Origin of the sequence: Pseudomonas baetica, from assembly GCF_051216495.1 — a bacterium.
Taxonomy (GTDB): domain Bacteria; phylum Pseudomonadota; class Gammaproteobacteria; order Pseudomonadales; family Pseudomonadaceae; genus Aquipseudomonas; species Aquipseudomonas baetica_B.
Window position 1 is genome coordinate 40045 of the sequence record NZ_JBPKAM010000021.1, and the last position, 23587, is coordinate 63631.

Below are 23587 nucleotides of genomic sequence, written 5' to 3' on the forward strand. Positions count from 1 at the left end.
GCGAGCCTGCTCGCGAATGGGGCGACTCGGTCCGTCAATCTGTCGCATTCTGCGGATTCAGCCAGCCCCGCACCCGGCGAACCAACTGTTCCTGCTGCGCCTTGGCATCACCCGGCAAGGCCTTGAGTGACACCTGGCTGAATGCCGAGCTCTTCAAGCGCTTGCTGGCTTGCAGGCGGGCCAGTGCCGCGTTGCGATCCTGCGGCTTGTCCATATAGAAGAGGTCTGCGGTGGGCAGCTTCAGGTTCGGTGCGAGTTCGTCCAGCACAGGTTTTGCCTGGGCGGGTGTCTGGGCCGCCACCATGACAAGCCTCTCCACTTGCGATGGCTGCTTCTCGCTCAGATAGCGCGCGGCCCAATATGCTCCAGTGCCATGCCCCAACACGACAATGCTACGAGCACTTTGCTGTTCGGCGAACGCAATGGCGGCGTCGATACGGGCGAAGATCCGCTCGGCATCGGCTTTTGACTGTTCTTCGCTGGTTTCGGCGGCGGGTTTGTCAGTCACTTCGGCTTCACCGCCGGCAACCTGCTCGATAGGGGCCGCGGTGGTCGAGTCCTTGCTGCCGGCTTCCGGTGTTTTGGGCGTTGGCGGCACTTCCACGGTACGTGGCGCAATGACATCGCTTTGCAAGTCCGGCAAGGTGATACTCAGGCTGCTCCATTGTGCGTTGGGCAGATTGCGCCGCAACGGGCCGATTGCTTGCGGCCAGTCAACGGTTTCGCCGGCGCCCGGGATGATAATCACCGCACCTTTGGGATCGGCAGTATTGGCCGGTATCCACAAGGCCAGGAACGTATCGCTGCCGGCTTGCAGTTGCTGCTGCTCCTGGGCAGGAATTTTTCGCTCGAGTGCTGTCGCTTCTTCCTGACTACGCTCAGGCAGCGGTTGTCGCTCGACCGGTTTTTCTTCGGCGGGCGTTTGCGTGGCATCAGGCGTGGCGGCAGGCGCCGGATCGGCAGCCTCGACGGAAAAAGCACATGGCAGAATCAGCGACAGGCACAATGCTGGCAGTGCCAGGCGGTAGACAGGGGGCATCGGATATTCCAGGCCAGAATTTATTCCGGCAGCCTAATGGGTTGATCAGTTTTTGTCAGGGTGTGAGAGTTCGATGATGCGTTTTCGCTGCCTGTGGGTTATCGGCTGCTTGTGGTTTCCCTTGATGGGCTGGGCGGCTGTGCCCCCTGCGCATATTGCCGTCTTGTCGCCCAAGCAACAGCAGTGGTTGGCGCAGCAGGACGAATTACGGGTAGGGTTGGTCCTGCAAGCGCCCTACGCACAGTACGATCGTCGCCTGCAGCGTCTATCCGGGGTCAATGTCGAACTGATGAAACGGCTGGCCAGGACGCTGAACGTCGAGCTGAGCTGGCGTAACTTTCCCGACCTTGAGCAATTGGAGGCGGCGGCCCGCGCAGGCGAAATCGACATTGCCCCGGGGTTGACCCAAACCCCCGGTGGCTTGCGTCTTTGGCAGTTTTCCGATCCTTACATGCGGGTGCCGCAACTGGTGGTCAGCGACCAGAAAAGCACCGGCACGGTGGAGTTGGAAAAACTCGACAGCCAGACCCGCGTCGCCGTGCGCATGCCCAGTGCCACAGCGGATTACCTGCGTGGCAACTATCCGCACCTGAACCTTCAGGGCGTTCCGGTCGAGCGGCAGGCACTGCAATTGTTGTTGAGCCAGCAAGCCGGTTACGCGGTGGTCGATGAGGCACAATTGGGGCGTCTGTCCATCGAACCGGAATTCGCCGGGTTGGTGGTGGTGGGTGACATCGGCTTGCCGCAGTTGCTGCGGGTCGCTACCCGTCGCGACAAGCCGGAATTGGCCGGCATCGTCGAAAGTGCATTGCGGGCGATCCCGGCCAAGGACCTTGAAGCACTGCACAATCAATGGTTGCAACCCAAGTATCCCCGGCTTACCGAGTCGCCGGGTTTCTGGCAAAACCTCTGCCTGCTGTTATTGGTGCTGGCGCTGAGCAGCATGGCCATCGTGCTATGGCAGCGCCGCCAGCAGCACAGCCTTGAATTGCGATTGGCCGCGGCGCAGGACGACATTGCCTTGCGCGCTGCCAGTGAAGAAGCCCTGCGGCTCACCCAGTTTTCCATCGATCAAAGCACCGTCGGCATCCTGTGGGTCAACTGGGACAGTCACGTGCGCTATGCCAATCGCGCAGCCGAGACCATGCTGGGGTATCCGCCAGACGGGATCATCGACCGGCCATTGATCGACTTCGAACCCGGCCTGCACATGGATCGCTGGTTGAACCTGTGGAAGCGTGCCAGGGCCAGCGACGAATCACCGCAAAGCTTCGAAACCAATTGTCTACGGGCTGACGGCAGCATCCTGCCGACGGATGTTTCGCTGAGCTTTCTGCGCTTTCGAGATGGCGAGTACCTGGTGGTCTACCTGACCGACGTGACCGAGCGTCGTCGTGCCCTGGCCGCCTTGCAGGAAAGTGAAGCGCGGTTGCAGGGGATCGCGGCGAACGTTCCCGGGCTGGTCTTTCGGCTGGAGCGGGCGCCGGTGACAGGCCAGATCGATTTTGCCTACATCAGTGAAGGCAGCGAGAGTCTGGTGGGTTATTCGCCGGCCACCCTGGCCCATCGCGACAAAGGCCTGCGCAGCCTGGTGCATCCGGACGACAAGGCCAGTTATCACCAGACCCAGGACCATGCGCTGGACACCGACAGCGACTGGTCTTGGCAAGGTCGGATTCTCACGCGCCAAGGTGAACAACGCTGGGCGGAAATCAAGGCGATTACCCGGCAACTGGAGGACGGTGCCTTCGTTTGGGACGGCATTGTCTGGGACATCAGCGAAAGCAAGCGCATCGAGTTGGAACTGGCCAGCTCCCGGGAGCAGTTGCGGGAATTGTCTGCACACCTGGAGAGCGTGCGCGAAGAGGAAAAGGCCCGTATTGCCCGGGAGGTACACGACGAGCTGGGTCAGATGCTGACCGTGCTCAAGCTGGAAACGTCCATGTGTGAACTGGCCTATGCGCAGCTCGACCCCGGTCTGCACGAACGCTTGAACAGCATGAAGCGCTTGATCGCTCAATTGTTCCAGCTGGTGCGTGATGTGGCGACGGCGCTGCGGCCACCGATTCTCGACGCTGGCATCGCCTCGGCCATCGAATGGCAGGCTCGTCGTTTCGAAGCGCGTACGCAGATCCCGTGTCTGGTTCAGGTGCCGGACAATTTACCAGTGCTCAGCGACGCCAAGGCGATCGGTCTGTTCCGAATCCTTCAGGAGGCACTGACCAATGTCATGCGTCACGCCCAGGCGCATACTGTGGAGCTGACGCTAACCCGAGAAGGCGACGAGTTGTGTCTGACGGTCAGCGATGATGGCGTAGGATTTATCGCTGCAACCGAAAGACCGGCATCCTTCGGATTGGTTGGCATGCGTGAGCGGGTGTTGATCATGGGTGGGCAGTTATCGCTTGAGAGTGAGCCGGGTGAGGGCACGACGTTGATCGTGCGAGTGCCTTTGGATAGGGGCTGAGAAGTTATATCGCCTAGTCTGACGCCTTCGCGAGCAGGCTCACTCCCACAATGATCCGGGTATGAAAAATATTTGTGCAGCGACACAAAACTCTGTGGGAGCGAGCCTGCTCGCGAAAGATCTTGAATCTGGAGAATAACGTGATTCGTGTACTGGTAGCCGAAGACCACACCATCGTCCGCGAAGGCATCAAGCAATTGATCGGCCTGGCCAAGGACTTGCAGGTGGTGGGGGAGGCGAGCAATGGCGAGCAGTTGCTTGAGACCCTACGGCATGTGCCCTGCGAAGTGGTGTTGCTTGATATCTCCATGCCGGGCGTTAACGGCCTGGAGGCGATTCCACGGATTCGCGCACTGAACAACCCGCCAGTGATCCTGGTGTTGTCGATGCACGATGAAGCGCAGATGGCGGCGCGGGCGTTGAAAGTCGGCGCAGCCGGTTACGCAACCAAAGACAGCGATCCGGCGCTGCTGCTGACGGCTATCCGCCGGGTCGCGGCAGGCGGGCGTTATATCGATCCGGAACTGGCCGACCGCATGGTCTTCGAAGTCGGCCTGACCGATTCGCGACCGTTGCATTCGTTGCTCTCCGAGCGGGAGTTTTCGGTGTTCGAGCGCCTGGCCCAGGGCGCCAACGTCAATGACATCGCCCAGCAACTGGCGTTGAGCAGCAAAACCATCAGCACCCATAAGGCGCGATTGATGCAGAAACTCAATATCACCTCGCTGGCCGAGCTGGTGAAATATGCGATGGAGCACAAGCTCCTCTGATATCCGGTCTCCCTGTAGGAGCGAGCTCGCTCGCGATGAACTCGAGAATATCTCGGGGGATCAGGTTTCCCGCGTTAGCGTTGACGACCATCGCGAGCAAGCTCGCTCCTACAGTAGGGGGGACTTATCCATTTACGACACACCTCGATACTGCTTTTGCCTTAACTTGTCGCTTGCAGCTGAAAACTGCCCACTGCGTTTGTCCAAACGCGCCATCCTTGTAGGGCAATCCCTACCCCCAACCTTCCATCCGGCTGAGGCGATTCTCTCCTGCGTCCCGATTTGCGCAGGTTCCAGCGTCCACTAGGCTTAGTCCACAGCAGTCATCAACAACAAAGGTGTGGGTATGAGCCAGGTCGATTCAAGCGCAGGGGCCAATGATGTACTGGTCAGCTTTCGTGGAGTGCAGAAGAGCTACGACGGCGAGAACCTGATCGTCAAAGACCTCAACCTGGAAATTCGCAAAGGCGAATTCCTCACCTTGCTCGGGCCGTCCGGCTCCGGCAAGACCACCAGCCTGATGATGCTCGCCGGTTTCGAAACACCGACCGCGGGCGAAATCCTGCTGGCCGGGCGTGCCATCAACAACGTGCCGCCGCACAAGCGCGACATCGGCATGGTGTTCCAGAACTATGCGTTGTTTCCGCACATGACGGTCGCTGAGAACCTGGCGTTCCCGCTGACCGTACGCGGTATGAACAAGAGTGACGTCAGCGACAAGGTCAAGCGCGTGCTGAGCATGGTGCAGCTCGATGCTTTTGCGCAGCGTTACCCGGCACAATTGTCCGGTGGCCAGCAGCAGCGTGTGGCACTGGCCCGTGCCTTGGTGTTCGAGCCGCAACTGGTGCTGATGGACGAACCGCTCGGCGCACTCGACAAGCAACTGCGTGAACACATGCAGATGGAAATCAAGCACCTGCACCAGCGCTTGGGCGTGACCGTGGTTTACGTGACCCACGACCAGGGCGAAGCCCTGACCATGTCCGACCGCGTGGCGGTATTCCATCAAGGCGAGATCCAGCAGATCGCACCACCACGCACCCTCTACGAAGAGCCGAAAAACACCTTCGTCGCCAACTTTATCGGCGAAAACAACCGACTCAATGGCCGCTTGCACAGTCAGACCGGCGACCGCTGCATTGTCGAGCTGGGCCGTGGTGAAAAAGTTGAAGCACTGGCCGTGAATGTCGGTAAGACCGGCGAGCCGGTGACCTTGTCCATTCGTCCGGAGCGCGTGAGCCTCAACGGTTCCAGCGAGTCTTGCAGCAATCGCTTCTCGGGACGGGTAGAGGAATTCATCTATCTGGGCGACCACGTCCGGGTTCGCCTGGAAGTCTGTGGCAAGACCGACTTCTTCGTGAAACAACCGATTGCCGAGCTCGATCCCGCGCTCGCGGTCGGCGACGTGGTTCCGCTTGGCTGGCAGGTCGAGCACGTTCGCGCGCTCGACCCGATTCTAGAGGCGAACTGATCGCCCCGGTAATACCAACACCAACCCTGCACGTGGAGAGAACAATAAATGTTGAGATCCCTGAAATTCACCGCTCTGGCACTGGGCATGATGGGGGCAGCGAGCGCGATGGCCGCAGGCCCCGACCTGACCGTGGTGTCCTTTGGCGGGGCGAACAAGGCAGCGCAGGTCAAAGCCTTCTACGCACCGTGGGAAGCAGCGGGCAACGGCAAGATCGTGGCGGGCGAGTACAACGGTGAGATGGCCAAGGTCAAAGCCATGGTCGACACCAAGAGCGTGTCCTGGGATCTGGTAGAAGTTGAATCGCCGGAACTGTCCCGTGGCTGCGACGAAGACATGTTCGAGCAGTTGGACCCTGCTTTGTTCGGCAAGACCGAAGACTACGTAAAGGGCGCTATCCAGCCTTGCGGCGTGGGCTTCTTCGTGTGGTCGACCGTGTTGGCCTACAACGCCGACAAGCTGAAAACCGCACCAACCAGCTGGGCGGACTTCTGGGATACCAAGCAGTTCCCGGGCAAGCGCGGCCTGCGTAAAGGCGCCAAGTACACCCTGGAATTCGCGCTGATGGCCGACGGTGTTGCGCCGAAGGACGTCTACAAAGTGCTGGCCGGCAAGGACGGTCAGGATCGCGCATTCAAGAAACTCGACGAACTCAAGCCAAACATCCAGTGGTGGGAAGCCGGTGCACAACCACCGCAATACCTGGCCTCGGGTGACGTGGTCATGAGCTCGGCCTACAACGGCCGAATCGCTGCCGTGCAAAAAGAAAGCAACCTGAAAGTGGTATGGAACGGCGGCATCTACGACTTTGACGCATGGGCCATTCCAAAAGGTCTGGACAAGGCACGGGCTGACGCGGCGAAGAAGTTCATCGCTTTCTCGGTGCAACCACAGCAGCAGAAAACCTACTCGGAAAACATCGCCTACGGTCCGGCTAACACCCAAGCCGTACCGTTGTTGGCCAAGGATGTCCTGAAAGACATGCCGACCACCCCGGAAAACATCGCCAACCAGGTGCAGATCGACGTCAGCTTCTGGGCTGATAACGGCGAGCAACTGGAGCAGCGCTTCAATTCCTGGGCTGCGAAATAAATAGAGGGCTCGCCCTCCTGTGGGGCGAGCTTTTGTGGCGAGGGAGCTTGCTCCCGCTTGAGTGCGTAGCACTCACAAAATTGGCTACGGGCAACAGAATTTTGGGGCCGCTTCGCAGCCCAGCGCGAGCAAGCTCGCTCGCCACACAAGCTCTCCCACATTATCGATTGATCAAAGATTTCCGGAGTACGCCATGGCTATCGCCGTTCCCGTGAACGCGGGCACCGACCCCACCTTGAAGCAACGGCTCAAGCATGCCGAGCGGGTCAACCGCTGGAAGGCCCAGGCGTTGATCGCGCCGTTGGTGCTGTTTCTTTTGCTGGTGTTCCTGGTGCCAATCGCGGCGCTACTCTACAAAAGCGTCGGCAACCCGGAAGTGGTCGGTGGCATGCCGCGCACCGTGGCGGCCATCGCCAGTTGGGACGGCCGTGGCCTGCCCGCTGAACCGGTTTACAAGGCGGCCAGCGAAGACCTCGCCGAGGCCCGCAAAAACCAGACCTTGGGCGACCTGTCCAAACGCTTGAACATGGAGCTGGCCGGCTACCGCAGCCTGCTGACCAAAACCGCCCGCGCCTTGCCGTTCACCGCAGAACCGGCCTCTTATAAAGAAGCACTGGAAGGCCTCGACGAGCGCTGGGGCGACCCGGCCTACTGGCAAGCCGTACGTCGCAACACCAGCAGCATCACCCCGTATTACCTGCTGGCCGCCGTCGATCACCGCATCGATGACCTCGGTGAACTGGCGCCGGCTACCCCCGACCAAGCCATCTATCTCGACATTTTTGCCCGTACCTTCTGGATGGGCCTGATCATCACCGTGATCTGCCTGGTGCTGGCCTATCCATTGGCTTACCTATTGGCGAACCTGCCGTCGCGGCAGAGCAACCTGCTGATGATTCTGGTGCTGCTGCCGTTCTGGACATCGATCCTGGTGCGAGTCGCAGCGTGGATCGTCTTGCTGCAATCGGGTGGTTTGATCAACAGCGGCCTGATGGCCATGGGCATCATCGATAAACCGGTGGAGCTGGTGTTCAACCGCATCGGTGTCTACATCTCCATGGTGCACATCCTGCTGCCGTTCATGATCCTGCCGATCTACAGCGTGATGAAAGGCATCTCGCCAACCTATATGCGTGCAGCGATTTCCCTGGGCTGTCATCCATTTGCCAGCTTCTGGCGGGTGTACTTCCCGCAAACCTATGCCGGTGTCGGCGCCGGTTGCCTGTTGGTGTTCATCCTCGCCATCGGCTACTACATCACCCCGGCGTTGCTGGGTAGCCCGAACGATCAGATGGTCAGCTACTTCGTCGCTTTCTACACCAACACCAGTATCAACTGGGGTATGGCGACCGCACTCGGCGGGCTGCTGCTCCTGGCAACCGTGGTGCTTTATCTGATTTACAGCTGGCTGGTGGGCGCGAGTCGCCTGCGCCTGAGCTAAGGGGAGAATGAAATGCTGAGTCCTTATATGTCGCCCATCGAACGGGTGTGGTTCTACAGCTTGCGGATTCTCTGCGGCCTGATTTTGCTGTTCCTGATCCTGCCGGTGCTGGTCATCATTCCGTTGTCGTTCAACGCCGGCAGCTTTCTGGTGTACCCGATGCAGGGCTTCTCGCTGCAGTGGTACCACGACTTCTTCGCGTCGGCGGAGTGGATGCGGGCACTGAAGAACAGCATCATCGTCGCCCCGGCGGCCACGGTGTTGGCCATGGTGTTCGGAACGCTGGCCGCGATTGGCCTGACCCGTGGCGACTTCCCGGGCAAGGCGCTGGTGATGGCCCTGGTCATTTCACCGATGGTGGTGCCGGTAGTCATCATCGGTGTGGCCAGTTATCTGTTCTTCGCGCCGCTGGGCCTGGGCAACAGTTTCTTCTCGCTGATCGTGGTGCACGCTGTGTTGGGTGTGCCGTTCGTGATCATCACGGTGTCGGCGACCTTGCAGGGCTTTAACCAGAATCTGGTGCGTGCCGCTGCGAGCCTGGGTGCCTCGCCACTGGTGGCGTTCCGTCGTGTGACATTACCGTTGATCGCACCCGGTGTGATTTCCGGTGCACTGTTCGCTTTCGCCACCTCGTTCGACGAAGTGGTAGTGACACTGTTCCTCGCCGGTCCTGAGCAAGCGACGCTGCCACGGCAGATGTTCAGCGGTATCCGCGAAAACCTCAGCCCGACCATCGCCGCCGCCGCGACGCTACTGATCGCGTTCTCTGTGATCCTGCTGCTGACCCTGGAGTGGCTGCGCGGGCGTAGCGAAAAACTGCGTACCGCTCAAGTTTGACACGATCCCCTGTAGGAGCGAGCTTGCTCGCGATGGTCGCCAACGATAACGCGTGCCTTCTGAATGCCCGCGTCGCTCTCTGGTTCATCGCGAGCAAGCTCGCTCCTACAGTGTTTTTTGGTATTCCCGTAAACCGTGATCATTCACGACCTGAATACCAACCAACCCGAAATCCCCAGCTACTATTGTGCCCAGCTCCCACATCTATAAGAGGCTGCGCACATGGGTCTTTCCTCTTTCAAAATCGCTCACAAACTGATCACCGGCGCAGGGGCCATCGAGCAACTGTCGGCGGAAATGACGCGGCTTGACATCGACAACCCGCTGATCGTCACCGATGCCGCCCTGGTCAAGTCCGGAACGGTAGAGCTGGCGCTGGCACAGTTGGGGGACCGACCTTTTGAAATCTTCGATCGAGTACAGCCTGACCCGGAAATTGCCATCGTCGAAGATTGCATGCGGGTTTACCGCGAGGGTGGTCACGATGGGTTGATCGGTCTGGGTGGCGGCAGTGCCATCGATATCGCCAAGAGCGTAGCCGCCTATGCCGGATACCACGGCGCACTGGAGGACTTGTTCGGCGTGGAACAAGTGCCGCGCAAAGGCCCGCCGCTGATCGCGATTCCAACCACTGCCGGCACCGGTTCCGAAGTGACCAACGTGGCGATCCTCTCCGACAAGGTCGCGCTATTGAAGAAGGGGATCGTCAGCGACTACCTGTTGCCGGATGTTGCGCTGGTCAGCCCACAAATGACCCTGACCTGCCCGCGCAGTGTCACCGCCGCCAGTGGCGTCGATGCGCTGGTGCATGCCATCGAATCCTATCTGTCGGTCAATGCGTCGCCGATTACCGACGCGCTGGCCATCGGAGCGATCAAGCTGATCGCCAAGGCCTTGCCCAAAGCCTACGCCAATCCGTCTAACCTGCAGGCCCGCGAAGACATGGCCACTGCCAGCCTGATGGCCGGCATGGCGTTTGGCAATGCTGGCGTCGGTGCGGTGCATGCGCTGGCGTATCCATTGGGCGGACGCTTCAACATCGCCCATGGCGTGAGCAATGCCTTGTTGCTGCCCTATGTCATGACCTGGAACAAGATGGCGTGTGTCGAACGCATGCAGGATATTGCCGAGGCCATGGGAGTGAAGACCGCTCATCTAAGTGCCAATGAGGCGGCCGACAAAGGCGTGGAGGCCATGAGCGCGCTGTGCGCCGCGGTGGAGATCCCATCAGGGTTGCGCAGTTTCGGGGTTCCCGAGGACGCCATTCCGGCCATGGCCACGGAAGCCGCGGGGATCGAGCGTCTGATGCGCAATAATCCGCGCAAACTCAGTGCTGTCGATATCGAGAAAATCTATCGCGCGGCTTACTAGGCACAGCCCAATCATCGCGGTCACGGTGCGCGCTTCAAAGCATGAGGTATACAATGCGCGCCATCGTGATTTAGCTCAGAAAAGGTCCGTCATGCAGCCCTTCGTAATTGCTCCGTCAATTCTCTCCGCAGACTTCGCCCGCCTGGGTGAGGAAGTGGACAACGTCCTGGCCGCTGGCGCCGACTTCGTGCACTTCGATGTCATGGACAACCACTACGTGCCAAACCTGACCATCGGCCCGATGGTGTGTTCGGCGCTGCGCAAGTACGGCGTGACAGCGCCGATCGATGCGCACCTGATGGTCAGCCCGGTGGACCGCATCGTGGGTGACTTCATCGAAGCCGGCGCGACCTACATCACCTTCCACCCGGAAGCCACCCAACACATCGACCGCTCCCTGCAATTGATCCGCGAAGGTGGTTGCAAGTCGGGCCTGGTGTTCAACCCGGCGACTCCGTTGGATGTGCTCAAGTACGTGATGGACAAGGTCGACATGATTCTGCTGATGAGCGTCAACCCGGGCTTCGGCGGGCAGAAGTTCATTCCCGGCACCCTCGACAAGCTGCGCGAAGCGCGAGCCTTGATCGACGCTTCCGGTCGCGACATTCGCCTGGAGATCGACGGCGGCGTGAATGCGAACAACATTCGTGAAATCGCCGCTGCGGGCGCCGACACCTTTGTCGCCGGCTCGGCAATTTTCAATGCCCCGGACTACCAGGAAGTGATCGAGAAAATGCGTTCCGAACTGGCACTGGCTCGCTCATGAGTGGTTTCGAGCAGTTGTTCCCGGGACGTCTGCCAAGGTTGGTGATGTTCGATCTGGATGGCACGTTGATCGACTCGGTTCCGGACCTTGCGGCGGCTGTGGATAACATGCTGCTCAAACTCGGGCGTGCCCCGGCCGGTATCGCGGCGGTTCGCGAGTGGGTTGGCAATGGTGCGCCGGTGCTGGTCCGTCGTGCGCTGGCCGGTGGTCTCGACCATTCGGCGGTCGATGACGCCGAGGCCGAAAGTGCACTGGAGATTTTCATGCAGGCTTACGGCGAAAGCCATGAGCTGACCGTGGTCTACCCCGGCGTGCGCGACACCCTGAAATGGCTGCAGAAGCAGGGCGTCGAGATGGCACTGATCACCAACAAGCCGGAGCGCTTCGTCGCGCCGCTGCTGGATCAGATGAAAATCGGCCGTTATTTCCGCCTGATCATCGGCGGTGACACCTTGCCACAGAAAAAACCGGACCCGGCCGCGCTGTTTTTCGTGATGAAAATGACCAACATTCCGGCGTCGCAATCCTTGTTCGTTGGCGATTCGCGTAGCGATGTGCTGGCGGCGAAAGCGGCAGGAGTCAAGTGCGTGGCCCTGAGCTATGGCTATAACCATGGCCGTCCAATCGCCGAGGAGTCGCCATCGCTGGTGATCGACGATCTGCGCAAGCTAATTCCCGGTTGCCTGGATCAGGCCGCTGAGATAACGTTGCCCGACGCTCCTCAATCCCCTCCTGGAAATTCCATCGTGGTGGTCACTCGCAAACTCTGGATGAAAGTCATCAAGGCCCTGGCCCGCTGGCGTTGGCGCGCCTGACTTTTTCCTGGCCGGTCATCCGGCGCGTTTGCATACCTGACTGTTAGACCCTCAAGCCACGAGGCACATCATGATCCGCGAAGAATTCCTGCGTTTGGCCGCTGCCGGCTACAACCGCATCCCGCTTGCCTGCGAAACCCTGGCCGACTTCGACACACCGCTGTCGATCTACCTGAAACTGGCCGACGAGCCCAACTCCTACCTGCTGGAGTCGGTGCAGGGCGGCGAAAAATGGGGTCGCTATTCGATCATCGGCCTGCCGTGCCGCACCGTGCTGCGTGTCCATGATCATCACGTCAGCGTGACCGTTGATGGCGTCGAAACCGAAAGCCATGACGTCGAAGATCCGCTGGCCTTCGTTGAAGCCTTCAAGGCCCGCTATAACGTGCCGACCATCGCCGGCCTGCCGCGCTTCAACGGTGGCCTGGTGGGCTACTTCGGTTACGACTGCGTGCGTTACGTGGAGAAGCGCCTGGGCAAGTGCCCGAACCCGGATCCGCTGGGCGTGCCGGACATTCTGCTGATGGTCTCCGACGCCGTAGTGGTGTTCGACAACCTGGCCGGCAAGATGCACGCGATCGTCCTGGCTGACCCGGCCCAGGAAGACGCCTTCGAGCAAGGCCGCGCGCGCCTGGAAGAGCTGCTGGAAAAGCTCCGTCAGCCGATCACGCCGCGCCGTGGCCTGGATTTCAGCAAGCAGCAAGCGGCCGATCCGGTGTTCCGCTCCAGTTTTACCCAGGACGATTACGAAAAAGCCGTCGACACCATCAAGGAGTACATCCTGGCCGGTGACTGCATGCAGGTTGTGCCGTCCCAGCGCATGTCGATCGACTTCAAGGCGGCACCGATCGATCTGTACCGCGCGCTGCGTTGCTTCAACCCGACGCCGTACATGTACTTCTTCAACTTCGGCGATTTCCATGTCGTCGGCAGTTCACCGGAAGTGCTGGTGCGGGTCGAAGACAACCTGATCACCGTGCGCCCGATTGCCGGCACTCGCCCGCGCGGGGCCAACGAAGAGGCTGACCTGGCGCTGGAAAAAGATCTGCTCTCGGACGACAAGGAAATCGCCGAGCATTTGATGCTGATTGACCTGGGCCGCAACGACACCGGTCGAGTGTCGGAAGTCGGTTCGGTGAAACTCACCGAAAAAATGGTCATCGAGCGTTATTCCAATGTGATGCACATCGTGTCCAACGTCACTGGCCAATTGAAGGCCGGCTTGACGGCGATGGATGCGCTGCGGGCGATTCTGCCGGCGGGGACCCTGTCCGGCGCGCCGAAAATTCGTGCGATGGAAATCATCGATGAACTGGAGCCGGTCAAGCGCGGTGTCTACGGCGGCGCCGTCGGCTACTTCGCCTGGAACGGCAACATGGACACCGCCATTGCGATCCGCACGGCGGTGATCAAGAACGGCGAGCTGCATGTGCAGGCCGGTGGCGGCATCGTCGCCGATTCGGTCCCGGCGCTGGAATGGGAAGAAACCCTGAACAAGCGCCGCGCGATGTTCCGCGCCGTTGCCCTGGCTGAACAAACTCCACAAGGCTGAGCCATGAACTGACCCGTCTGCCGGCCGCCTTGACCGATCAAGCGCAGGCCGCAACGGGGTATTCATTCGAAGGCTGCATTAGAAGTCAGTGAATTCAAGAGGTTCTTAACGCCATGTTGCTGATGATCGATAACTACGACTCTTTTACCTACAACGTTGTGCAATACCTTGGTGAGCTGGGCTCCCAGGTCAAAGTCGTGCGCAACGATGAATTGACCGTTGCCGAAATCGAAGCTCTCAACCCTGAGCGCATCGTCGTTTCCCCTGGTCCTTGCACCCCGACCGAGGCCGGTGTTTCGATTGACGTGATCAAACACTTCGGCGGCAAACTGCCGATTCTCGGTGTGTGCCTGGGCCATCAGTCCATCGGCCAGGCCTTTGGCGGTGATGTCGTCCGTGCCCGGCAAGTCATGCACGGCAAGACCAGCCCGGTGTTCCATGAACACAAGGGTGTCTTCGCCGGCCTGAATAATCCGCTGACAGTTACCCGCTATCATTCATTGATCGTAAAGCGCGAAACTCTGCCCGACTGCCTGGAGCTGACCGCCTGGACCCAGTTCGAAGACGGTTCGGTCGATGAGATCATGGGCCTGCGCCACAAAACCCTGAACATCGAGGGCGTGCAGTTCCACCCTGAGTCGATCCTGACCGAGCAGGGCCACGAACTGTTCGCCAACTTCCTCAAACAAACCGGCGGCACGCGCTAAGGACTAATCATGAATATCAAGACAGCCCTGAGCCGTATCGTCGATCATCTCGACCTCAGCACCGAAGAAATGCGCGATGTGATGCGTGAAATCATGACCGGGCAATGCACGGATGCGCAGATTGGCGCGTTCATGATGGCCATGCGGATGAAGAGCGAAAGCATCGATGAAATCGTCGGCGCCGTGTCGGTCATGCGTGAGTTGGCGGACCAGGTCGAGCTCAAGACCCTCGACGGCGTGGTCGATGTGGTCGGCACCGGCGGTGACGGAGCCAATATTTTCAACGTGTCGACTGCTTCCGCTTTTGTCGTGGCTGCGGCCGGTTGCACCGTAGCCAAGCATGGCAACCGTGCGGTGTCGGGCAAGAGCGGCAGTGCCGATTTACTCGAAGCGGCCGGCATCTATCTGAACCTGACGCCGGTTCAAGTGGCGCGCTGCATCGATAACGTCGGCATCGGCTTTATGTTTGCCCAAACCCATCACAAAGCCATGAAGTATGCCGCCGGCCCGCGCAAGGATCTTGGCTTGCGCACCTTGTTCAACATGCTCGGCCCGCTTACGAATCCGGCCGGTGTGAAACACCAGGTGGTGGGCGTGTTCACCCATGCGTTATGCCGGCCATTGGCCGAAGTATTACAGCGTCTGGGCAGCAAGCATGTGCTGGTGGTGCATTCGAAGGACGGTCTGGACGAATTCAGCCTGGCGGCGCCTACCTTTGTTGCTGAACTCAAAAATGACCAGATCACCGAGTACTGGGTCGAACCAGAAGATCTGGGCATGAAGAGCCAGAGCCTGCATGGCCTGTCGGTCGAAGGCCCGGATGCTTCGCTGGCGCTGATCCGTGATGCGCTGGGCAAGCGTAAAACCGAGAACGGCCAGAAAGCGGCTGAAATGATTGTGCTCAACGCCGGGGCAGCGCTGTATGCCGCTGACCTGGCCAGCAGTTTGAAACAGGGCGTAGAGCTTGCGCACGATGCCCTGCACACCGGTCTCGCTCGGGAAAAGCTCGAAGAACTGGGTGCGTTTACCGCGGTATTCAAAGTGGAGAATGAGGGATGAGTGTACCGACGGTTCTGGAAAAGATTCTGGCGCGCAAGGTTGAGGAAGTTGCCGAGCGTAGCGCTCGTGTAAGCCTTGCGGAGCAGGAAAACCTGGCCAAGGCGGCCGATACACCCCGTGGATTTGCACAGGCATTGCTGGCTCAGGCCAAACTGAAACAACCGGCAGTCATTGCCGAGATCAAGAAAGCATCGCCGAGCAAAGGCGTGATCCGCGAGAACTTCGTGCCTGCCGACATCGCCAAAAGCTACGAGAAGGGTGGCGCGACCTGCCTGTCGGTACTGACCGACATCGATTACTTCCAGGGGGGCGACGCGTATCTGCAACAGGCCCGCGCGGCTTGCAAACTGCCGGTGATCCGCAAGGACTTCATGATTGATCCGTACCAGATCGTCGAAGCCCGTGCCTTGGGCGCCGACTGCGTGCTGTTGATCGTCTCCGCCCTGGATGACGTGAAAATGGCCGAGCTGGCATCGGTAGCCAAAGGCGTCGGTCTCGATGTGTTGGTGGAAGTCCATGATGGCGACGAGCTGGAGCGGGCCTTGAAAACCCTCGACACGCCATTGGTAGGTATCAACAACCGTAACCTGCATACGTTCGATGTCAGTCTGGAAACTACCCTGGACCTGTTGCCGCGTATCCCGCGCGATCGTCTGGTGATTACCGAGAGCGGCATTCTCAATCGTGCCGATGTTGAATTGATGGAAATCAGCGAGGTCTACGCGTTCCTGGTCGGTGAGGCTTTCATGCGTGCCGAAAGCCCGGGTACCGAGTTGCAGCGTCTGTTCTTTCCAGAGCGTGGTGTTCCAGTGAGTGGTTCTACGCTCGACTGATTGAGTCGATCCCTTCGCGAGCAGGCTCGCTCCCACATTAGATCGGCGATACACGCACTACTGTGAGAGCGAGCCTGCTCGCGAAGACAGCATAAGATGCACCACAGACTTCAAGTCCTACGGAATAGCTTATGACCTCACTTCTCTCCTTGACCATCGAAGCCGGTCTGCAAGCCGAACAGGACTTGTTGGCCTCGGTCTGTGCCGGCCCCGCTGAGTTCGGTCTGCTGTTTTGGCAACCGAGCGATCGGGCGCTGGTCATGCCAAGGCGTTTGAATCGACTTCCCGAATTCGAGCACGCCTGTGAGGTCTCCGCGGCAGCCGGTTGGCCCGTGCTGTTGCGCGAAACCGGTGGAGAGCCGGTGCCGCAATCCGCCTCGACGATCAATATCGCTCTGGTTTACGCCCCACCGCGCAGCGAAGGTGATCTGAACCGCATCGAGTCCGGATATCGGCGTCTGTGCGATCCGATCTGTCAGTTGCTGGACGAGTTGGGGGGCACTTCGTCGCTTGGCGAAATCGAAGGTGCGTTCTGCGATGGCCGCTTCAACGTCAATCTGGATGGGCGCAAGATGGTCGGCACCGCCCAGCGCTGGCGCCAGAGTCAGGGCGGTCAGCGTCCGGTAGGGCTGGTGCACGGTGCAATGCTGTTGGATAACGAGCGCGAATCGATGGTCGCTGCGGTCAATCGTTTTAACGAAGCGTGTGGTTTGGAGCAGCGAGTGCGAGCCGAAAGCCACATCGCCCTGCATGAGAAGTTCACGGCACCCAATGCGCTGGTGCGTCTTGAGGAACTCTACAGGCAAATGCTGGCGCAGATGTTCGACGCTTGAATTTTCAAGGTTAGCGTGTACCGAAGACCACCATGGTCTTGCCTTTGACGTCCACCAGGTTGCGTTCCTCCAGGTCCTTGAGCACGCGACCGACCATCTCCCGCGAGCACCCGACAATCCGCCCGATTTCCTGGCGGGTCACCTTGATCTGCATGCCGTCAGGATGAGTCATTGCGTCGGGCTGCTTGCACAGTTCCAGCTGGCAGCGGGCGACGCGACCGGTCACATCAAAGAATGCCAGGTCGCCGACCTTGCGGGTGGTATTGCGCAGGCGTTGTGCGATTTGTCCGCTTAACACGTAAAGGATGTCTGGATCCTGCTGCGACAGTTCACGGAATTTTGCGTAGCTGATTTCCGCGACTTCGCATTCGGCCTTGGCGCGCACCCAGGCGCTGCGCTCCTGCTCAAGGCCTGCCTGTTCAAACAGACCCAGTTCACCGAAAAAGTCCCCGGCGTTCAGGTAGGCGATGATCATTTCCCGGCCGTCATCATCTTCGATGAGGATGGTGACCGAACCTTTGATGATGAAGAACAGCGTTTCCGAACGATCGCCGGCGCAAATAATGTTGCTCTTGGCCGGATAACGACGACGCTGGCAATGCATCAACAGCTTGTCGAGGTTTTTGATTTTGGGGGTGGGGGCAATAGCAACCATGGTTGTATCCCGAAAAGACTGCACGGTGTGTTTGGTTTTTTTATGAAATGCGGACGCTACGGTAAAACTGGCTGGGCGCCAGTGAATTGACGTCAGCTTAACAGACACTTCCTGCATTATTCGAGAAATTACCTACAAGGCTGAAGGCCGCGTCCTATGAAGCCGGCGCTGTCTATCATGGGCCTGTGCTAAGCTGGCGACCCTTTTTATACAGTGGAGTCTTGGCGATGAAGGCACGCATCCAATGGGCTGGCGAAGCCATGTTCCTCGGCGAATCCGGTAGCGGTCATGTCGTGGTCATGGACGGTCCGCCCGATGCCGGTGGTCGTAACCTGGGTGTTCGGCCAATGGAAATGCTCCTGCTGGGTGTTGGTGGTTGCAGCAACTTCGACGTGGTCAGCATCCTCAAGAAATCCCGCCAGGCGGTCGAAAGCTGCGAAGCCTTCCTTGAGGCCGAGCGCGCCACCGAAGATCCGAAAGTCTTCACCAAGATCCATATGCACTTCGTGGTCAAGGGCCGTGGGCTCAAAGAAGCCCAGGTCAAGCGCGCCATTGAGCTGTCCGCTGAAAAGTATTGCTCGGCGTCGATCATGCTGGGTGCAGCCGGTGTTGAGATCACACACGACTACGAGATCATCGAACTGGGTTGAATCGACATTCAACTATCATAAAAGCGGTGCAGACTCTGGCGATCCCCTGCTGACGTCTGCATAATGCGCCACTTTTTTCAGGGTAGTGGCCCGTCAACCGACAGGCCGCGCACCCGAACAGACAACCAAAATCGCCATCGCGAAGAGGTGTTAACCGTCCTACGCAGGTGCGTCGTTCGCATCTGACGGGCATGCTTGATCACGCGGCCGGGCCGCAATACATAGAGAGTTTTTAACGGTGAAAAGCAAACTCAAGCTCCACGGGTTCAATAACCTGACAAAGACCTTGAGCTTCAACATCTATGACATCTGCTACGCGGAAACCCCGCAAGACCAACAGGCTTACGTCGAGTACATCAATAAAGAGTACAACGCGGAGCGCCTGACGCAGATCCTCACGGAAGTTGTCGAAATCATTGGTGCCAACATTCTGAACATTGCCAGTCAGAACTATGAGCCTCAGGGTGCCAGCGTCACGATCCTGATTTCGGAGGAGCCGGTAACCCCGACCGAAAGCCAGATCGAAGAATCTCCGGGCCCACTGCCGGAAATCATCCTGGCCCACCTCGACAAGAGTCACATCACGGTGCATACCTACCCGGAAATCCACCCGGATGCCGGTATTGCGACCTTCCGTGTGGACATCGACGTGTCGACCTGTGGTGTGATTTCACCGCTCAAAGCGCTCAACTTCCTGATTCACCAGTTCGATTCGGACATCGTGACCGTGGATTACCGCGTGCGCGGTTTCACTCGTGATGTGGAAGGCAACAAGCACTTCATCGATCACGAGATCAACTCGATCCAGAACTACCTCTCCGAAGACACCCGCGACGCGTACCAGATGACCGACGTGAATGTGTACCAGGAAAACTTGTTCCACACCAAAATGCTGCTGAAGAACTTCGAACTGGATAACTACCTGTTCGGCGATGCCACCAGCAATCTGTCTGCCGAGCAGCGTGCTCAGGTGACTGAGCGTGTGAAACACGAAATGCTTGAAATCTTCTACGCACGCAACATGCCGAACTAAGATTTCAAGGCACAAAAAAGGCGACTATCTCACGGCAGTCGCCTTTTTCATTTCTATCGCAGATTCCTTGTGGGAGCGAGCCTGCTCGCGAATGCGATGTGCTGAACGACGCGGAAATCAGATCCGATAAGTACTCTTGGTCATCACCTTGGCCATCAAGCTCATCCCGAACTTCACCGGCGCCGGAAAACGAAAACCGCCAGCCTCCAGCGCACTTTCGGCATGCTGCTCTTCATCGATGCGCATCTGCTCGAGAATCGCCCGGGATTTTTCATCCTCCGCCGGCAGTTGCTCAAGGTGTTCGTTCAAGTGCTTGCATACCTGGTCTTCCGTCGCCGCGACGAAACCCAGGCTGACTTTGTCGCTGATCAGCCCGGCAACTGCACCAATCCCGAACGACATGCCGTAGAACAGTGGATTGAGAATGCTGGTGTGGCTACCCAACTGCTTGATGCGTTGCTCGCACCAGACCAGATGGTCGATTTCTTCTTCGGCGGCATGTTCCATGGCGGCGCGTACCTGCGGCAGCTTGGCGGTCAGGGCCTGCCCCTGATACAGCGCCTGGGCACAGACTTCACCGGTATGGTTGATGCGCATCAGGCCGGCAACGTGCCGGGTGTCTTCGTCGCTCAGTTTTGCATCTGGCTGCACGATGGCTGGGGACGGACGGTACGGTTGGCCGCTGAAGGGCAGCAAGGTACGCATCGCGGCATCGGCTTGCAGCAGAAGGCGGTCAATTGGCGAGTAGTGACGTTGGGTAGTCATGCTGACCTCCGGAGGAATCTCGGCGGCCAGTTTAACCCAATCGGCCGCGGAAGGTTTGCGCTGGGTCATTCTGGTGCAGTTGCCATGACAATGTTGTGATGCCTCCATGGGAGCAACGGTGCGTCACCCCCACAGGTTTTGTTGCACTCAGCCCGGCGGCCAGTGCATCTGACGTTGACCCAACACATGCATATGAATGTGGTACACGGTCTGACCGCCCAGATCATTGCAGTTCATGACCACGCGGAAGCCTTCTTCGCAACCCAGTTCCAGGGCCAGGCGCTGGGCGGTGAACAGAATATGCCCGGCCAGTGCCTTGTCGTCCTCGGTCAGGTCATTCAAGGTGCGCACCGGTTTTTTCGGAACCACCAGAAAATGCACCGGTGCCTGCGGGGCGATGTCGTGGAAGGCGATAACCTGATCGTCTTCGTAGATGATCTTGGCCGGGATTTCCCGGTTGATGATCTTGGTGAACAGAGTATCCACAGCTGTTTTCTCCGTTGTTTGGGCTGGCCTGAGTGTACCCATGGGGCTGGCGCCAGCCCAGTGTTTTACCGTGAACCGGCTCAGCGCGGGCAGTAAGCCTTGTTGACCATGCCGGTGATCGTCCGGATCAGCCAGCGTGAGCCGAAACGGGGCAGGGTGGCGAACCAGCGGTTACGCCGTCCGGGAATAATAATGGCGCGGTTTTTCTCCAGTGCTCGAACGGTGTAGAGCGCGACTTCCTCCGGGCTCATCAATAACTTGCTGTCTGCCAGCTTGTCGGCGTTCAACTGCGCGGTGCGGAAAAACGCTGTGCGGGTTGGACCCGGGCAGAGCACCGACACCTTGACCGCGCATTTCTTCAGTTCGACGCGCAATCCCTCGGAAAAGTGCAACACATACGCTTTGCTCGCGTAGTAGGTGCTCATCCACGGGCCTGGGTGGAAGGCTGCGACCGAGGCGACGTTCAGAATTTGCCCGCCGCCCTGCAACGCCATGCTGTTGCCGATGGCGTGGCACAGGCGAGTGAGGGCAAGGATGTTAACTTCGATCAGGTCCTGTTCGGTCATCCAGTCCTGCGCCAGGAATGGGCCGCAAGTGCCGATACCGGCGCAATTGACCAACAAATCAATCTGCCGGTCGCCTTCCTCCAGCTCCAGCAGAAATCCGGACAGCCGCAGGGGTTCACCCAGGTCGCAGGCGCGGAACAACACTTCCACACCAAACCTTTGAGTCAGTTCGATTGCAATACTTTCCAGCTGATCACGCTGTCGGGCCACCAGAATCAGGCTGCGGCCGCGCCGGGCCAGCGCTTCGGCCATGGCCAGGCCGATGCCGCTGGAAGCGCCGGTGATCAGAGCGTAACGGGTCATGCAGTTCTCCATCGCAACAGCTCCGCGCCGCGACGCAGGTGTCACGAGCGGGGAGCGCTGTTCATTCTTGCGCAGAGTCTACAGGGGGCTGGCCTGCTTCGGCTGCATCGTCGGCGGAATTTGCGGGTGATTCGGTTTCGACGTCAGTTTCTTCGGTAACCGCCGGGACACTTTCGTAGCTGCTTTCCAGGCTGGTTTCGTACTCCTGCTGAATCGCAGATATCCCGCCGAGCATTGCACCGACGAAAAACAGACCTATGAGCACAATCCACAATGAACACAGCACTTTGACCGCGGTGCTGTTGGGAGGGGGAGGCGGGCCATAACGGTTGGCGCCGGTGTTGCCCGGCACAACCATGATCACCAGCGGGAAAAAACTGCCCACGAAGGGGACGAGATTCAACAACCAGAGCCAGCCCGACCAGCCGATATCGTGCAGGCGCTGAACGGTGAACAGGATGCTGACAATCGCGAACGCGAGAAACAGGAAGAACGCCAGGATACCGCCGAGGATCAGGCCGGTGGTCGAATCGCCGCTGACCAGTCCGAGGCCGATGAGCGCGAGCACGCCGACAATGGGCAGGGTCACCAGGCTCAGTACCAGGGTCCAGGCCAGAAAACGCAGGCGGCCGATCCGCCCTTCGACGCTGAATGGCTTGAGAGTGGCGAACTCGGGCGCGTTATCCCCGACAATGGCCCGTGGTGGGGCGTAAGGTGATTCGGGCTCTGCCGGAATGGCTCCAGGAGCGTGATGGTAAACGTCCGACAAGTTCAGTTCGATCGACGGTTCGGACTCGATGCGGGCGTCGATGCCGGTGTGCTTCAATGCATGCAGATAGGCCTGTGCATCGGTCTGTGAGAGTTCGCGTTTGAGTGTGACGGGCTGGCCGCTGAAAAGCCGCTCTACGGCGCTGATTTCGCTCTTGTACAGCGTGGCGAGATTAAGCTTCGCAGTGGCGATATCGACACCCGGCAGTAGCGTGCCGTCGAATACGATCTTGAAACGGTTTTCGCTCATTGCCCAGGCATCCTTGTCGCGAGTGTTTGAGTACTTGGCGGGTAGGGCCAGCATGGGATGACTGGCCCGAATAATTTAGCGGGGCCAGCGTTGCTGCAGTTGCACGGACTGTTCCTGAGCCTTGCGGTACTCGGCGTCAAGTCGCGCCACCAGTTGCTCGACGCTCGGTAAGTCATCGATTTCACCGACCCCCTGGCCCGCCGACCACACGGTTTTCCAAGCTTTGGCTTCATCGCTCATTGGCTTGAGCTTGGAGCCGAAATTGACCTCACCTTTGTTTTGCAGCGCCAGCATGTCGAATCCGGCAGCTTCCAGGCTTTGGCGCATGAAGCTCGCCGGAACGCCCGATACTGCTGGAGTATGGATGATGTCTGCCGCTTTGGAGGTCAGTAGCATCTCTTTATACGCTTCAGGCGCATGGCTTTCGGTGGTGCCGATAAATCGCGTGCCGAAGTAGGCGAGATCGGCCCCGAGCAGTTGCGCGGCAAGAATTTCGTGGCCGTGGTTCAAGCATCCCGCCAGCAGCAGGGTCTTGTCGAAGAACTGGCGGATCTCGGCGATCAACGAGAAAGGGCTCCAGGTCCCCGCATGTCCGCCGGCACCGGCAGCGACAGCGATTAAACCATCCACGCCGGCCTCGGCGGCTTTTTCGGCATGGCGGCGAGTCGTCACGTCGTGGAACACCAGTCCGCCGTAGCCGTGGACTGCATCAACCAGTTCTTTCACTGCACCGAGGCTGGTGATGATGATCGGCACTTTGTGTTCGATGCAGATATTCAGGTCCGCCTGCAGTCGCGGATTGCTTTTGTGGACAATCAGGTTCACCGCGTACGGCGCAGGGTTCTCCAGTGTTGCCAGCCCGGCTTCAATCTCCTCTAGCCACGCCTTGAACCCGCTGCTTTCGCGCTGGTTGAGCGCAGGAAAACTACCCACGACACCGTTGCGGCAGCAGGCGAGTACCAGTTGCGGATTGGAAATCAGAAACATCGGCGCGGCCACCACGGGCAAACGCAGGCGTTGTTCGAGCAGAGCGGGCAGCGACATTGGAGGTTCCCCGG

The 23587-nt window shown here is 59.2% G+C and carries 23 protein-coding genes; 16 read left to right on the forward strand and 7 right to left on the reverse strand.

Annotated elements, in window-relative coordinates; genetic code table 11:
* Positions 1 to 34: 34 nt before the first annotated feature.
* Positions 35 to 1039 (reverse strand): alpha/beta hydrolase family protein, encoded by a 1005-nt coding sequence (locus ACSFE6_RS10510; RefSeq protein ID WP_435427532.1) that lies wholly within the window; start codon positions 1037 to 1039, stop codon positions 35 to 37.
* 73 nt (positions 1040 to 1112) lie between these two features.
* Between ACSFE6_RS10510 and ACSFE6_RS10515 the strand changes: the two genes are divergently transcribed.
* The 14 genes from ACSFE6_RS10515 to ACSFE6_RS10580 all read left to right on the forward strand — a co-directional run bounded on the left by ACSFE6_RS10515 (position 1113) and on the right by ACSFE6_RS10580 (position 17053).
* Entirely contained in the window at positions 1113 to 3506 is a 2394-nt protein-coding gene (locus ACSFE6_RS10515; RefSeq protein WP_435427533.1) for a PAS domain-containing sensor histidine kinase, read from the forward strand.
* 140 nt (positions 3507 to 3646) lie between these two features.
* Positions 3647 to 4276, forward strand: coding sequence for a response regulator (locus ACSFE6_RS10520; protein ID WP_435427534.1), 630 nt, complete (start codon positions 3647 to 3649; stop codon positions 4274 to 4276).
* Between the two features lie 346 nt (positions 4277 to 4622).
* Complete coding sequence (locus tag ACSFE6_RS10525) at positions 4623 to 5747, forward strand: ABC transporter ATP-binding protein (RefSeq protein ID WP_435427535.1); 1125 nt, start codon at positions 4623 to 4625, stop codon at positions 5745 to 5747.
* A gap of 48 nt (positions 5748 to 5795) precedes the next feature.
* Positions 5796 to 6839: an ABC transporter substrate-binding protein gene (locus tag ACSFE6_RS10530; protein WP_008061579.1), complete on the forward strand. Its 1044-nt coding sequence runs from the start codon at positions 5796 to 5798 to the stop codon at positions 6837 to 6839.
* A gap of 193 nt (positions 6840 to 7032) precedes the next feature.
* A complete protein-coding gene (locus tag ACSFE6_RS10535; RefSeq protein ID WP_435427536.1) occupies positions 7033 to 8280 on the forward strand; it encodes an ABC transporter permease in 1248 nt (415 codons plus the stop codon).
* Between the two features lie 12 nt (positions 8281 to 8292).
* Complete coding sequence (locus tag ACSFE6_RS10540; protein ID WP_435427537.1) at positions 8293 to 9117, forward strand: ABC transporter permease; 825 nt, start codon at positions 8293 to 8295, stop codon at positions 9115 to 9117.
* 222 nt (positions 9118 to 9339) lie between these two features.
* Positions 9340 to 10488 (forward strand): iron-containing alcohol dehydrogenase, encoded by a 1149-nt coding sequence (locus ACSFE6_RS10545; protein ID WP_435427538.1) that lies wholly within the window; start codon positions 9340 to 9342, stop codon positions 10486 to 10488.
* A gap of 91 nt (positions 10489 to 10579) precedes the next feature.
* Entirely contained in the window at positions 10580 to 11254 is a 675-nt protein-coding gene (gene rpe / locus ACSFE6_RS10550; RefSeq protein ID WP_435427539.1) for a ribulose-phosphate 3-epimerase, read from the forward strand.
* Positions 11251 to 12069: a phosphoglycolate phosphatase gene (locus ACSFE6_RS10555; RefSeq protein WP_435427540.1), complete on the forward strand. Its 819-nt coding sequence runs from the start codon at positions 11251 to 11253 to the stop codon at positions 12067 to 12069. The genes rpe and ACSFE6_RS10555 overlap by 4 nt, the downstream gene beginning before the upstream one ends.
* A gap of 70 nt (positions 12070 to 12139) precedes the next feature.
* Complete coding sequence (gene trpE, locus ACSFE6_RS10560; protein ID WP_435427541.1) at positions 12140 to 13621, forward strand: anthranilate synthase component I; 1482 nt, start codon at positions 12140 to 12142, stop codon at positions 13619 to 13621.
* A 113-nt stretch (positions 13622 to 13734) separates the two neighbouring features.
* Positions 13735 to 14328 carry an aminodeoxychorismate/anthranilate synthase component II gene (locus ACSFE6_RS10565; protein ID WP_435427542.1) on the forward strand — a complete coding sequence of 198 codons (594 nt, stop codon included), beginning with the start codon at positions 13735 to 13737 and terminating at the stop codon, positions 14326 to 14328.
* Between the two features lie 9 nt (positions 14329 to 14337).
* Positions 14338 to 15387, forward strand: coding sequence for an anthranilate phosphoribosyltransferase (trpD, locus tag ACSFE6_RS10570; protein ID WP_435427543.1), 1050 nt, complete (start codon positions 14338 to 14340; stop codon positions 15385 to 15387).
* A complete protein-coding gene (gene trpC, locus ACSFE6_RS10575) occupies positions 15384 to 16220 on the forward strand; it encodes an indole-3-glycerol phosphate synthase TrpC (RefSeq protein ID WP_435427544.1) in 837 nt (278 codons plus the stop codon). The genes trpD and trpC overlap by 4 nt, the downstream gene beginning before the upstream one ends.
* A 131-nt stretch (positions 16221 to 16351) precedes the next feature.
* Positions 16352 to 17053: a lipoate--protein ligase family protein gene (locus ACSFE6_RS10580; RefSeq protein WP_435427545.1), complete on the forward strand. Its 702-nt coding sequence runs from the start codon at positions 16352 to 16354 to the stop codon at positions 17051 to 17053.
* A 10-nt stretch (positions 17054 to 17063) separates the two neighbouring features.
* Here the strand turns inward: ACSFE6_RS10580 and crp are convergent, their stop codons facing one another.
* Positions 17064 to 17708 carry a cAMP-activated global transcriptional regulator CRP gene (crp, locus tag ACSFE6_RS10585; protein ID WP_435427546.1) on the reverse strand — a complete coding sequence of 215 codons (645 nt, stop codon included), beginning with the start codon at positions 17706 to 17708 and terminating at the stop codon, positions 17064 to 17066.
* 227 nt (positions 17709 to 17935) lie between these two features.
* Here crp and ACSFE6_RS10590 point away from each other — a divergent pair, with 227 nt between their 5' ends.
* Together ACSFE6_RS10590 and speD are read left to right on the forward strand one after the other, a co-directional pair.
* Positions 17936 to 18358 carry an OsmC family protein gene (locus tag ACSFE6_RS10590; protein ID WP_008061600.1) on the forward strand — a complete coding sequence of 141 codons (423 nt, stop codon included), beginning with the start codon at positions 17936 to 17938 and terminating at the stop codon, positions 18356 to 18358.
* A gap of 238 nt (positions 18359 to 18596) precedes the next feature.
* The gene (gene speD, locus ACSFE6_RS10595; protein WP_433737391.1) at positions 18597 to 19391 is read left to right on the forward strand and encodes an adenosylmethionine decarboxylase; all 795 of its coding nucleotides are present in this window, start codon (positions 18597 to 18599) and stop codon (positions 19389 to 19391) included.
* A gap of 117 nt (positions 19392 to 19508) precedes the next feature.
* Here the strand turns inward: speD and coq7 are convergent, their stop codons facing one another.
* From coq7 to ACSFE6_RS10620, 5 genes are all read right to left on the reverse strand, one after another.
* The gene (coq7, locus tag ACSFE6_RS10600; protein ID WP_175387603.1) at positions 19509 to 20156 is read right to left on the reverse strand and encodes a 2-polyprenyl-3-methyl-6-methoxy-1,4-benzoquinone monooxygenase; all 648 of its coding nucleotides are present in this window, start codon (positions 20154 to 20156) and stop codon (positions 19509 to 19511) included.
* Between the two features lie 147 nt (positions 20157 to 20303).
* The gene (locus tag ACSFE6_RS10605; RefSeq protein WP_435427547.1) at positions 20304 to 20642 is read right to left on the reverse strand and encodes a histidine triad nucleotide-binding protein; all 339 of its coding nucleotides are present in this window, start codon (positions 20640 to 20642) and stop codon (positions 20304 to 20306) included.
* Between the two features lie 80 nt (positions 20643 to 20722).
* The gene (locus ACSFE6_RS10610; RefSeq protein WP_435427548.1) at positions 20723 to 21511 is read right to left on the reverse strand and encodes an SDR family NAD(P)-dependent oxidoreductase; all 789 of its coding nucleotides are present in this window, start codon (positions 21509 to 21511) and stop codon (positions 20723 to 20725) included.
* A gap of 61 nt (positions 21512 to 21572) precedes the next feature.
* On the reverse strand, positions 21573 to 22529 hold the full coding sequence (locus ACSFE6_RS10615; RefSeq protein WP_435427549.1) for a DUF805 domain-containing protein: 957 nt from the start codon (positions 22527 to 22529) through the stop codon (positions 21573 to 21575).
* Between the two features lie 75 nt (positions 22530 to 22604).
* Positions 22605 to 23573, reverse strand: a complete 969-nt coding sequence (locus ACSFE6_RS10620) for an NAD(P)H-dependent flavin oxidoreductase (protein WP_435427550.1) — start codon at positions 23571 to 23573, stop codon at positions 22605 to 22607.
* Positions 23574 to 23587: the final 14 nt, after the last annotated feature.